At 71.3% G+C, this 12,683-nt stretch carries 9 protein-coding genes; 4 read left to right on the forward strand and 5 right to left on the reverse strand.

The annotated features are described in order from the left end of the window. Positions 1–353: 353 nt before the first annotated feature. On the reverse strand, positions 354–1,214 hold the full coding sequence (locus tag HNQ58_RS06155) for a tryptophan 2,3-dioxygenase (RefSeq protein ID WP_183948037.1): 861 nt from the start codon (positions 1,212–1,214) through the stop codon (positions 354–356). Between the two features lie 182 nt (positions 1,215–1,396). On the opposite strand from HNQ58_RS06155, the gene HNQ58_RS06160 reads away from it, so the two are divergent. The 4 genes from HNQ58_RS06160 (at position 1,397) to HNQ58_RS06175 (ending at position 8,316) form a co-directional block, all read left to right on the forward strand. Further along, positions 1,397–4,636 (forward strand): endonuclease/exonuclease/phosphatase family protein, encoded by a 3,240-nt coding sequence (locus HNQ58_RS06160; RefSeq protein ID WP_183948038.1) that lies wholly within the window; start codon positions 1,397–1,399, stop codon positions 4,634–4,636. Between the two features lie 160 nt (positions 4,637–4,796). Continuing rightward, complete coding sequence (pdhA, locus tag HNQ58_RS06165) at positions 4,797–5,873, forward strand: pyruvate dehydrogenase (acetyl-transferring) E1 component subunit alpha (protein ID WP_183948039.1); 1,077 nt, start codon at positions 4,797–4,799, stop codon at positions 5,871–5,873. Next, entirely contained in the window at positions 5,873–6,853 is a 981-nt protein-coding gene (locus HNQ58_RS06170) for an alpha-ketoacid dehydrogenase subunit beta (RefSeq protein WP_183948040.1), read from the forward strand. The genes pdhA and HNQ58_RS06170 overlap by 1 nt, the downstream gene beginning before the upstream one ends. Positions 6,854–6,945: 92 nt before the next feature. After that, positions 6,946–8,316 carry a dihydrolipoamide acetyltransferase family protein gene (locus HNQ58_RS06175; protein ID WP_183948041.1) on the forward strand — a complete coding sequence of 457 codons (1,371 nt, stop codon included), beginning with the start codon at positions 6,946–6,948 and terminating at the stop codon, positions 8,314–8,316. A gap of 325 nt (positions 8,317–8,641) precedes the next feature. Here the strand turns inward: HNQ58_RS06175 and HNQ58_RS06180 are convergent, their stop codons facing one another. The 4 genes from HNQ58_RS06180 to rocF all read right to left on the reverse strand — a co-directional run bounded on the left by HNQ58_RS06180 (position 8,642) and on the right by rocF (position 12,604). Beyond that, positions 8,642–9,694 (reverse strand): GGDEF domain-containing protein, encoded by a 1,053-nt coding sequence (locus HNQ58_RS06180; protein ID WP_183948042.1) that lies wholly within the window; start codon positions 9,692–9,694, stop codon positions 8,642–8,644. An 80-nt stretch (positions 9,695–9,774) separates the two neighbouring features. Further along, positions 9,775–10,068 carry a hypothetical protein gene (locus HNQ58_RS06185; protein ID WP_183948043.1) on the reverse strand — a complete coding sequence of 98 codons (294 nt, stop codon included), beginning with the start codon at positions 10,066–10,068 and terminating at the stop codon, positions 9,775–9,777. 179 nt (positions 10,069–10,247) lie between these two features. Further along, positions 10,248–11,591, reverse strand: a complete 1,344-nt coding sequence (locus HNQ58_RS06190; RefSeq protein ID WP_183948044.1) for a tryptophan--tRNA ligase — start codon at positions 11,589–11,591, stop codon at positions 10,248–10,250. A gap of 92 nt (positions 11,592–11,683) precedes the next feature. Next, positions 11,684–12,604 (reverse strand): arginase, encoded by a 921-nt coding sequence (rocF, locus tag HNQ58_RS06195; RefSeq protein WP_183948045.1) that lies wholly within the window; start codon positions 12,602–12,604, stop codon positions 11,684–11,686. Between the last annotated feature and the right edge of the window lie 79 nt (positions 12,605–12,683).

A 12,683-nucleotide genomic window follows, 5' to 3' on the forward strand; every position in this document is an offset into this window, starting at 1 on the left:
GGAGGGCGCGAGCACCTGGGGTGCCCTTCTCTTTGGTCACTTTCTCTTGGGCAAGCAAGAGAAAGTGACCCGGCCGCCGGCAGGCGGACGGAACACCCGGCCTGAAAGGCCGGCCAGATCGCGACAAACCCACAGGCGCACGGAACACCCGGCGCAACGCGCCGGCCAGTTCGCGAGAAGCCGCAAGCGCACGAAACACCCAGCGCGCAGCGCCGACACGATCGCGAGAAACCAGCCCACACGCTGCAGGAGAGGCTTCAGTCGCGACCGGATGCCTGCGTGGTTTTCCGGTCGCGGCTGAAGCCGCTTGCAGGCAAAGCGGGTCATGCCGCCGATGGAACCGGGCGGCCGGCTCAATCCGGCGTGCCCAGCACCGTGCGCACGTCCAGCAGTTCGGGGAAGAAGGTCAGCTCCAGCGCCTGCTTGAGAAAGCCCACGCCCGAGGAGCCGCCCGAGCCGCGCCGGTAGCCGATCACCCGCTCCACCGTCTTCATGTGGCGGAAACGCCAGAGCTGGAAGCTCTCCTCCACGTCCACCAGTTGCTCGCACAGGGCATAGGCCGACCAGTGCGCGGCGGTGTCCTCGTAGATGCGCTTGAACACCGGGATCAGCGCCGGGTTGCGCACGTGCGGCCTGGACCAGTCACGCTCGACGCACTCGGCCGGCACCGCGTGGCCCTTGCGGTGCAGGTGGCGCAGGAATTCGTCGTAGAGGCTGGGCGCGGCCAGCGCGGCCTCCAGTTCGGCGCGCGCGGCCGGATCGTGGTCGAACACCTTCACCATCTCGGCGTTCTTGTTGCCGAGCATGAATTCCACCAGCCGGTACTGCAGCGACTGGAAGCCCGAGGACGAGCCCAGCGCGCCGCGGAACTCCAGGTACTCGCTGGGCGTGAGCGTCTCCAGCACCGACCACTGCTCGAACAGTTGCCGCTGCACCTGCTTGACCCGCGCCAGGATCTTCTGCACCGGCCCCAGCTCGTCGGCCTGCAGATGGCGCAGGGCCGCACGCAGCTCGTGGATGATCAGTTTCAGCCACAGCTCCGACACCTGGTGCTGGACGATGAACAGCATCTCGTCGTGATGCGGCGGGTCGCTGACCGGCTGCTGCGCGCTCAGCAGCACGTCCAGCCGCAGATAGCCGCCGTAGGTCATCTTGTCGCGCAGGTCGGTGGTGATCCCGCGCTCGAGCGGGCGCTGGTTGCTGTCGTGGGTCATGGCCGCGGCACCGGAGGCGGAAAAGGCAATGGTATGCCATCGGCCGGGCCAGGCCATGCCGGTGTCATCCGGCTGTCATGCCAGCGTCGCCGGTGTCCGCTTAGAATCGCCAGGCGTTCTGTGACACCGGTCACACCGATCTCACCCGCCGGCCCGCCGGCATCGCAACTGGGGAAAATCCGATGCTGTCCATCCCGTCGCGCCTCGGCGCGCTGTCCATGCTGTTGCTGGCCTTCGGCGCCGTGCCCGCCGCCCAGGCCCAGGTCGTCGTCACCGCGCCGGGCACCGTCTACCAACAGGATTTCGACGCGCTCGCCGCCAGCGGCACCGGCCACGCCTGGCAAGACAACGCCACCCTGCCCGGCTGGTACAGCAGCCGTGCCACTTACAACGCCGGCACCGGCAGCTCCAATGCCGGCGCGCTGTACAGCTTCGGCACCGGCCCCGACCGGGCGCTGGGCAGCGTCGCCTCCGGCAGCACCGGCACGCTCTACTACGGCGTGCGCCTGGCCAACGCCAGCGGCCGTCCCCTGACCGCGCTGGACATCGCCTATACCGGCGAACAGTGGCGCAACGGCGGCAATACCGCCCAGCACTCGCTGGCCTTCCAGTACCGCATCGCACCGGCCGGCGAGATCACCGCGATCAACACGCCGGCGAGCGGCTGGACCAGCGTCTCCGCGCTCGATTTCACCGGCCCGGTCGCCACCGCCACCGCTGGCGCGCTCGACGGCAACGCCGCCGCCAACCGCGCCGCCGTCGCCGGCCGGCTGGAGGTGCGCGTGCCCGACGGCCACGAGATCTGGCTGCGCTGGGTCGACATCGACAACGCCGGCGCCGACCACGGCCTGGCCATCGACGACCTGCGCATCGCCTTCGAGGCCGCCGGCACGCTGCCGGCGTTGAGCGTGGCCGACGCCACGGTCGAGATCGGCGAGGACGGCGTGCCGTCGCCGCTGCTGTTCGTGGTCGAACTCGACACAGCGGCCGAACAGGACGTGCGCTTCGCCATCGCCACCGCCGACGGCACCGCCCAGGCCGGCGTGCACTACGTCGCCCGCAGCGAGGCCGAAGCGGTCATTCCGGCCGGCGAGCAGCGTTACGAGTTCGCCGTCGACGTGCTCGGCAACCCCGAACCCGGCACCACCCGCACGCTGACGGTCACGGTGAGCGAACTCGACGGCGCCGAGGGCGTCGATACGGTCGCCATCGGCCGCATCGTCAACACCACCGTGGCGCTGACCCCGATCGGCGCGATCCAGGGGCCGGGCACGGTGTCACCGCTGCTGGGTCAGCAGGTGGTCACCGAGGGCATCGTCACCGCCACCCGCCGCAACGGCTTCGTGATCCAGAGCGCGCCGGGCGAGGAGGACGACGATCCGCTCAGCGCGGAAGGGATCTTCGTCTTCACCGGCAACGACAACGTCCCGGCAGCGGCCCAGGTCGGTCACCGCGTGCGCGTGGCCGGTCGCGTCACCCAGTTCCTGCGCACTCCGCACGGCCTGCCGCTGACCCAGCTCGGCAGCCCGCTGAGCGTGAGCCTGCGCGCCACCGGCCAGCCGCTGCCGGAGCCGGTCGTACTCGATGAAACCGCGCTCTCGCCCGACAACGCGCCCGACTACCTGGCCCGCTACGAGACCATGCGCGTGAGCGTGCCGGCGCTGGAAGTGGTCGGCCCGAGCAACGCCCAGGGCGTGTTCTTCGGCGTGCTGCCGGGCACCCCGCGCCCGTTCCGCGAGGAAGGCATGGGCGTGCTCGACGTCACCCCGCTGCCGCCCGGCGTGACCCCGCCGTGGTTCGACACCAACCCCGAGCGGCTGCGCGTGGAAAGCGCCACCCAGACCGGCGCGACGCCGATCGACGTCGATGTCGGCACCGTCATCACCGGCCTGACCGGCGTGCTCTACTACGACTCGGGCGACTACACCCTGCTGCCCGATCCCGGTCTCGAACTCGGCTTTGCCGGCGGCGCGGTGCCGCGGCCGGTCGCGCCGCGTCCGGAAGGCGCCATCAGCATCGCCGGCTTCAACATCGAGAACCTCAACCTCGCCGAGGACAGCCCGGCCAACACGCTGCGCCTGCGCAAGCTGGCGCTGGCGATCTGCCAGTACCTGCGCACCCCGGACCTGCTCGGCCTGGTCGAGATCCGCGACCTCGCCACCGCGCAGCGCCTGGCGCAGTCGCTCAACGACGACGAGTTCGGCCATTGCCCGGAGGCACCACAGTACGAAGCCCACCTGATCCCGGCGCCCACCGGCACGCAGAACCTCGGCTTCCTGCTGCGCACCGCGCCGGTCGCCAGCGGCCTGCCGCGGGTCGAAGCGCTGGCGGTGGTGCAGGAGGGCGTCGACGCCCGCCTGGTCGCACCCGACGGCAGCGCCACCGCCGTGCTCAACGACCGCCCGCCGCTGCGGCTGATGGCAGCATTCAACGCCGACAACGGGGCACGCTTCGAGCTGACGGTCATCGCCAACCACCTGCTGTCGCTGATCGACATCAACAGCCTGGCCAGCCGCAACGACAGCTGGGTCACCGAGGGCAACCGCCGTCGCGGCAAGCGCCTGCAGCAGGCACTGTGGCTGGCCGACCTGATCGAGCAGCGCCAGAACGCCGATCCGCAGGAGAAGATCCTGCTACTCGGCGACTTCAACGCCTTCGAGTTCAACGACGGCTACGTCGACGTGATGGGCATCGTCACCGGCCAACCGGCCCCGGCCGACCGCGTGCTGTTGCACGCCGACAGCCCGCTGAAGCGCCCGCTGCTCAACCTCACCACCACCACGCCCGCCGACGAGCGCTACTCCTACGTGTTCGCCGGCAGCGCGCAGACGCTCGACCACGTGCTGGTCAACCAGCCGCTGCAGGACGAAGTGCAGATCTGGCTGGAGCATCCGCGCATCAACGCCGACTTCGGCGCCGACCATGCCGGCGACGGCACGCTGCCGACCCGCACCTCCGACCACGACCCGGTACTGGCCTACCTGCTGCCGCCGGCCTTCCTCAGCGCCGACCTGAAGATGACGCTGAGCGGTCCGGCGACGCCGGTGCGTGTCGGCCAGGTCGCCGAGTTCATCGCCCGCGTCAGCCATGCCGGCCCGCAGCCGGCACTGCGTCCGACGGTCGAGTTCGTGCTCGACAGCGCCGCCAACGACCCGACCGTCGATGCACCGGCGGGCTGGGACTGCGACGCCCCGCTGACAGCCGGCACCGGCCTGCGCATCGTCTGCCGCAACGGCACCCGCCTGGAGGCCGGCGAGGCTGCCGTGTTCACCCTGCGCAGCGGCGTGCGCCGCGACGCGCCGCGCGCGTTCCTCGGCGTGCGCGCCGAGGCGGCCAGCGCCAGCACCGACCCGGCACCGCACGACAACCGTGCCGAGAGCAGCGTGCGCATCGTCGGCCTGCCCGGCTTCGCGGCGCGCTGAGGATGCGGATGGGGATGACGAAGGGCGCGGCCTCGGCCGCGCCCTTCGCTTTGCGATCCAGAAAAACCTTTCAGAAACAGTCATCTGCCGCAGTGCGCCTTGCCTCGGTCGGCACCGGGCTGCTATCTAGCGGGTTTCCACTCCCCGCAGGCCCGGCGTGATGACCACGGTCGCCAGCTACGACATCCACTACCTGCAATACCTGGCCGAGGACGGCACGCCGGTCCGCAAGGACCTGCCCGATTTCGCCAAGGACACCGACCGCCTGGTCGCCCTCTACAAGCAGATGCTGCTGGTGCGCACCTTCGACACCAAGGCGGTGGCGCTGCAGCGCACCGGCAAGCTCGGCACCTACGCCAGCTGCCTCGGCCACGAGGCCGCCCACGTCGGCATCGGCGCGGCGCTGAAGCCCGAGGACGTGTTCGCCCCCTCCTACCGCGAGTACGGCGCGCAGTTCATGCGCGGGGTGAAGCCGCGCGAAGTGCTGATGTACTGGGGCGGCGACGAGCGCGGCAACGATTTCTCCGGACCGAAGCACGACTACCCCTGGTGCGTGCCGATCGGCACCCAGTGCCTGCACGCCGCCGGCGCGGCGCTGGCGTTCAAGCTGCGCGGCGAGGCGCGCGTGGCACTGGCCTGTGTCGGTGACGGCGGCAGCTCCAAGACCGACACCTATGCCGCGATCAATGCCGCCGGCGCCTACGGCCTGCCGTTCGTGCTGTGCATCGTCAACAACCAGTGGGCGATCTCGGTGCCGCGCCGCGCGCAGACCGGAGCGAAGACACTGGCGCAGAAGGGTCTGGCCGGCGGTCTGCACTGCCTGCAGGTGGACGGCAACGACCTGATCGCCGTGCTCGATGCAGTGCGGACCGCGGTCGAGCAGGCGCGGAACGGCGAAGGCGGCAGCGTGCTGGAACTGGTCACCTACCGTCTGTCCGACCACACCACCGCCGACGATGCCCGCCGCTACCGGCCCGACGACGAGGTCAAGGCCGCCTGGGAGCGCGAGCCGATGAAACGCCTCAAGGCGTACCTCATCGGCAGGAAGGCGTGGGACGAGAAACAGGAGGAGGCCTGGAAGGCCGAGTGCGGCGCGCTGGTGGATGCCGAGGTCAACGCCTACCTGGAAACCCCCGTGCAGCCGATCGAGAGCATCTTCGACCACCTCTACGCCGACATGCCCGCCGACCTCGCGCGCCAGCGCGAGCAGGCGCTCGCCTGGGAGGCACGCAAGTAATGGCCGCCATCACCCTGATCGAAGCCATCACCCAGGCACTGGCCCACGAGATGGCCCACGACGACCGCGTGGTCGTGCTGGGCGAGGACGTCGGCGTCAACGGCGGTGTGTTCCGCGCCACCGCCGGGCTGCAGCAGCGCTTCGGCGAGGCGCGCGTGCTCGACACACCGCTGGACGAGACCACCATCGCCGGCCTCACCGTCGGCCTGGCCTCGCAGGGCATGCGCCCGGTCGCCGAGGTGCAGTTCGACGGCTTCGTCTACCCGATGCTCGACCACATCGTCTGCCACGCCGCGCGCTTCCGCACCCGCACCCGCGGCCGGCTGACCTGCCCGATGGTGCTGCGCGTGCCCTGGGGCGGCGGCATCCGCGCGCCCGAGCACCACAGCGAGGCCAACGAGGCGATGTTCACCAACGTGCCCGGCCTGCGGGTGGTGCTGCCCAGCTCGCCGGCGCGCGCCTACGGCCTGCTGCTGGCGGCGATCCGCGACCCCGATCCGGTCATCTACATGGAGCCCAAGCGCATCTACCGCCAGTACAAGGAGGAGGTGCCCGACGACGGCGAGGCGCTGCCGCTGGACGTGTGCTTCGTGCTGCGCGACGGCAGCGACGTGACGCTGGTGACCTGGGGCGCACAGGTGAAGGAATGCCTGGAAGCCGCCGACGCGCTGGCCGCCGAAGGCATCCACGCCGAGGTGATCGACGTCGCCACGCTCAAGCCGCTGGACTTCGACACCATCGCCGAATCGGTCGCGAAGACCGGCCGCTGCGTGATCGTGCACGAGGCGCCACGCACCGCCGGCTTCGGCGCCGAGATCGCCGCCCGGCTGAGCGAGGAGTGCATGTACGACCTGCTCGCCCCGGTCGAGCGCGTCACCGGCTACGACACCCCGATCCCGCTGTTCCGGCTGGAGATGAAGTACCTGCCGAGCGTGGAGAAGATCGTCGCGGCGGCGAAGCAGACGATCGCCGCCGGTTGAATTGCAGGGCAACCGGTAGCCGGTAACCGGACCGCCCCACCTCCGGCTACCGGTTCACGGTTCCCGGTTACCTCCCGATTCTGGAGCACCCCATGGCCGACACAAAGAAATTCCACCTCCCCGACCTCGGCGAAGGCCTGCCCGACGCCACCATCGTCGAATGGTTCGTCAAGGTCGGCGACACCATCCGGCTGGACGAGCCGCTGGTGTCGATGGAAACCGCCAAGGCCGTGGTCGAGGTGCCGGCGCCGTGCTCGGGCAAGGTGCTCAGGCTGGCCGGCGGCCCCGGCGACGTGATCGCCACCGGCACGGTGCTGGCCGAGTTCGAGATCGACCCGAGCCTGCCCCAGCGCGCCGAAGGCCAGGACACCGGCCACCACCACGGCCCGCCCAAGGGCGCCGGCGCGCCGGCGCCGGAGGATGGCGGCAAGGTGGTCGCCTCCGACGACGGCGGCGTGATCGAGACGGAGGAATCTTCCGGCGATGCCGGCACCGTGGTCGGCGCGATGGAAGTCGGCGACCGCGTGCATGCCGAGCAGGCCAGCAGCGTCGGCGGCGTCAAGGCGATGCCGGCGGTGCGCGCGCTGGCGAAGAAGCTCAAGGTCGACCTGACCCGCGTACGGCCAAGCGGCGAAGGTGGCGTGGTGACGATGCAGGACGTCAAGCAGGCCGCCGCCGCGGGCACGGCGCGACTCGGCGCCGCGCCGACGCCGGCGCGTGCGGCAACGGCTGCCGGAACCGCGCCGCCCCCGGGCGTCGCCCAGCGCACCCCGCTGTCGGCCAGCGGCAAGCCGATGCGCACCTCGCCGCCCGGCGCGGCGGCCAGCGGCCAGCCCGAACAGCTCAAGGGCGTGCGCCGCAACATGGCGCGGGTGATGGCCGACGCCCACAGCAAGGTCGTGCCGACCACGCTCGCCGACGACGCCGACATTCACGCCTGGACGCCCGGCAACGACATCACCGTGCGGCTGGTGCGCGCCATCGTGCGCGCCTGCAAGGCCGTACCGGCGCTCAACGCCTGGTTCGACGGCGAGTCACTCACCCGCACCCTGCACCCGCACGTGGACATCGGCATCGCCGTGGACACCGCCGACGGCCTGTTCGTGCCGGCGCTGCGCAATGCCGACGTGCTCGACGCCGCCGGCATCCGCCAGGCCATCGACCGCCTGCGCGCGCAGGTCGAGGACCGCAGCATCCCGGCCTCCGAACTGGGCGGCTACACCATCTCGCTGTCGAACTTCGGCATGTTCGCCGGCCGCTACGCGACGCCGGTGGTGGTGCCGCCGTGCGTGGCGATCGTCGCCGCCGGCCGCGGCCGCCACCAGTTGGTGCCGGTGATGGGCGGCATCGAGACGCACAAGGTGATCCCGCTGTCGCTGACCTTCGACCACCGCGCCTGCACCGGCGGCGAGGCGGCGCGCTTCCTGCGCGCGATGCTGGACGACCTGGCGCTGCCGCAGTAACGAACGCACCTTCAGCGCCAAGGCACGCACGGAGAAATGCGGAACGACGCCGAGCGGACGGAGAAATCTCGGCGCAGTCGAGGTCTCGCGCCCGCGCGGTGGCCGCCGGGTGGGGATGCAGGCGCCGACCGGCCACCGCTTCTGCGTGGCGCGTCCGCAACGCCCGGCGTTCCCGGCCGGCGCGGACCGCCGGGACTGAGCATCGCCCCAGGCCGACGCAAGCGACAACCGCGTTCGATCGTCATCCCCGCGCAAGCGGGGATCCCGTGCCTTTCGATGCCATGCCCGCAAAGTCGTTGATGCCCGCCTTCGCGGGCATGGCGGCTTATCCGGCGTCACCCTGCGCCGCGACGATGCGGTCGCGGCCCTCGCGCTTGGCGCGGTACAGCGCCCGGTCGGCGCGCTCCATCACCGCATCCAGATCATCCGCGCCGATGCTTCCGGCGGCCACGCCGATCGAGACGGTGAAGGCGCAGGGCGCGTCGATCCGCGCGATCGCCTCGCGCAGGCGCTCGGCCATGCGCCGCGCGCCGTCCAGATCGGCGCCGGGCAGGAAGGCGACGAACTCCTCGCCGCCGTGACGGCCGGCCACGTCCTGGCCGCGCACGCAGCCGCGGATGGCCTGGCCGAGCCGGCGGATCACCTCGTCGCCGACGGCGTGGCCGTGACTGTCGTTGATGCGCTTGAAGTGATCGATGTCGATGACGACCACGGCGAAGCGCCCCATCGCATCGAACTCGCCGCGCCTGAAACGCTCGCGCAGATCCTCCAGCGCGCGCCGGTTGGGCAGGCCGCTCAGGGCATCCTGCCGCGCCTCGCGCAGCAGCTTGACGTTGGCCGACACCAGCTCGCGCTGGAAAGTGCGCAGCTCGTTTTCCAGCGCCTGGCGCGCGCGCCGGCTCTCGGCCAGTTCCGTACGCAGGCGCTGCAGCTCGGTCGAAGCCAGCGCCTGCCGCGCCAGCGCCGCCAGCAGGTCGAGCTGCCGGGCATCGAGGCTGCGCGGGGTGTGGTCGAAGACCCACAGGGTGCCGGCGGAAACGCCGCCGTCGGCAAGCGCGACGCCGGCGCACAGGTGCAACGGCGTGCCCGGCAGGGCGGTGGCGACCAGTGCCGGCAGCTCATGCTGGCGCACCCGCGCGCAGCGTGCCGCGATGCGTGCCGCCTGCCCGGACGAGAGCCCGGCGCTGCCGGCGATCCGCACGCCCTGCGCCTCGCCCAGCGCGATCACCGCCACCGGCGCGGCGCACAGCGCGGCCGCCAGCCGCGCCAGATCGTCGAAGGCGCCAGCGAACGGCGCACTGCCCGCACGACAAGGGACGGGCGGCTGCGGCGCGGCGCTCCCCGCGCGGCGGTCGCCCGCCGTGTGCAGCACCCGCATGCCATGCCTTGCGTTCCCGTCGGCCACGATGTCCCCCGCCGTTCCCGGACACGGAAGTTATCGGCCGCCGGCGGCGGAACTCAAATCGCCCGCAGCCAGCGCGCCCGCAGCGGCCAGGCCAGACCCAGCACGGCGAGGAAGGCGCCGTAGGCGACCAGGCAGGCCAACACCTGCTTCCAGATCGCGCCGGCCTCGGGGCTGGCGCCGAGGTAGCCCCAGCGCATGCCGAGGAAGCTCAGCACGGCGGCCGCGAGCAGCACGGCGACATCGAAACCGCGCCGGGCGGCATGGCGCGGCTGGCGCGGGAACAGCCAGAACAGCGCGCCGAGCACGGCGAACCAGGGCAGGAACAGGATCAGGGCGAGGTAGGGCACGTGAGGCGAGAAGCGAGTGAGAAGAGTGAGGAGTGAGTGAAAGCAGTGTGGGGTGAGCGGTGAGCGGTGAGCGGAAGATCTGCACGCAGGCGTCATGCCGCGAAAGCGGGAATCCAGCGCCTCCCGGTCGCCGATAGTGCGCACCGGGTCCCCGCTTTCGCGGGGACGTTGGTTTCTCCTCAACCTTCGACGACCGCCAGCGCGACCAGTGCGGCGTGCACGTCGTCCAGATGCACGCCGTCGCCGAGCTCGCCGATGGCCGCGCCGTCGACGTGCACCGCCTCGCCCTGCAACGACAGCACCGCGTCGCCGCGCTTGAGCCGCGCGATCAGCTGGCCGGCCTCCCTGGGCGCGGCGAAGCCCGCGCTCTGCAGCAGCAGCCGCCCCTCGCCGTCGATCAGCTTGAAGTGGAAGCGGCCGTCACGCTCGCGGTACTGCTTGAACTGCGGCGGCTTCGCCGCTTCGGTCTTGTCCGCCGCAGGCGTCGCGGCGCGCGCGATGTCGCGGAAACTGCGCAGGCCCACCGCCGCGCGCAGCTCGGCGAGCAGCGGGATGGCGACGGCGCGCGCCTTGGCTGCGCCGGTCTGCAGGATGTCCTCGATGTCGGCCGGGCGCGCCATCAGCGCGTCGTACTTCTCGCGCAGCGGCGCGATGTCGCGCTCGATGCGCTCGAACAGGCGCTGCTTGGCCTCGCCCCAGGCCAGACCCGCGCGCAGATCGGCGGCGAAGGCCGCGCTCTCGTCGGCTTCGGCGAAGGCCTGGAAGAGCGTGAACAGGGCCGTGCCCTCGGGCTCCTTCGGCTCGCCCGGCGCGCGCGAGTCGGTGACGATCCTCAGGATCGCCTCTTTCAAACGCTTGGCGCCGCCCTCGAACAGCGGGATGGTGTTGTCGTAGCTCTTGGACATCTTGCGGCCGTCGAGGCCGGGCAGCGTGGCCACCGCCTCGTCGATCACCGCCTCCGGCAGCACGAAGAATTCGCGGCCGTTGCCGAACAGGTGGTTGAAGCGCTGGCCGATGTCGCGCGCCATCTCGATGTGCTGCACCTGGTCGCGCCCCACCGGCACCTTGTGGGCGTTGAACATCAGGATGTCGGCGGCCATCAGCACCGGGTAGCAGAACAGGCCCATGGTGACGCCGGCATCCGGATCCTGGCCGATCGCCTGGTTGGCGTCGGTGGCCGCCTTGTAGGCATGGGCGCGGTTCATCAGGCCCTTGGCGGTGACGCAGGTCAGCAGCCAGGTCAGCTCGGTGATCTCGGGAATGTCCGACTGCCGGTAGAACACCACGCGCTCGGGATCCAGGCCGGCCGCCAGCCAGGTGGCGGCGATCTCCAGCCGCGAACGCGCGATCCGCGCCGGGTCGTCGCATTTGATCAGAGCGTGGTAGTCGGCGAGGAAGAAGAAACTCTCCACGTCGTCGGCGCGGCTGGCGGCGATCGCCGGGCGGATCGCGCCGACGTAGTTGCCCAGGTGCGGGGTGCCGGTGGTGGTGATGCCGGTGAGGACGCGGGTCTTGGCGCTCATGCGCGACGGGTATTCCATGGCGGGCCGGGCAGTTTACCGCCGGTCGGGCCGCTGGCGGGATCGGGGGGCGCGCTCCCGGCCCGCGCGGCTGCTCACGCCCGCATCAGCGTCGACTTGCCGAACAGGCTCTCGACCAGGTCGACGGCCAGTTCGGCGGTCTGGTTGTGATGGTCGAAGGCGGGATTGAGTTCGACGATGTCCAGCGAGCCGAGCCGGCCGGTGTCGGCGATCATCTCCATCACCAGCTGCGCCTCGCGGTAGGTCGGCCCGCCCTTGACCGTGGTGCCGACGCCCGGCGCGATGCTCGGGTCGAGGAAGTCGACATCGAAGCTGACGTGCAGATGGGTGTCCCCGTCGACGCCGTCCAGCGCCTCCTCCATCGCCCGGCGCATGCCGAACTCGTCGATGTGGCGCATGTCGTAGATGTCCAGGCCGACGTCGTGCACCAGCTTCTTCTCGCCCGGATCGACCGAGCGGATGCCGATCTGGCGGATCTGCGCGGGATCCAGCGCCGGCGCCGTGCCGCCCAGATGGGTGAGCTCGCGCGGGCCGTGACCGCACAGGCAGGCCACCGGCATGCCGTGGACGTTGCCTGAAGGCGTGATGGTGCTGGTGTTGAAGTCGGCATGGGCGTCCAGCCACAGTACCCGCAGCTTGCGGCCGGCCTGGCGGCAATGCGCCGCCACCGCGGTGATCGAGCCCACCGCCAGGCAGTGGTCGCCGCCGAGCAGGACCGGCAGCCGCCCCTGCGCGAGCTCGGCGCCGACGGCCTCCATCACCGCCCGGTTCCAGGCCACCACCTCGGCCAGGTGGCGGTAGCCGTCCACCGGCGGCAACCAGGGGTTGTGCGGCCCGCTCAGGTTGCCGCGGTCGACCACCTCCAGGCCGCGGGCGGCCAGGGCCTCGCCCAGCCGCGCCACGCGCAACGCCTCCGGGCCCATCGAGGCGCCACGATGGCCGGCGCCGATGTCGGTCGGCGCGCCGATCAGGGAAACGGGTGGAAAGCGCTGCATGGAACGTCCTCGTCGCGACAGGGATCGGCCGAATGATAACGGCCGGCAATCCCGAGCGGCCGCTGGCCATGCCGGCCCG

This window comes from Rehaibacterium terrae (assembly GCF_014202935.1).
Classification (GTDB): domain Bacteria; phylum Pseudomonadota; class Gammaproteobacteria; order Xanthomonadales; family Xanthomonadaceae; genus Rehaibacterium; species Rehaibacterium terrae.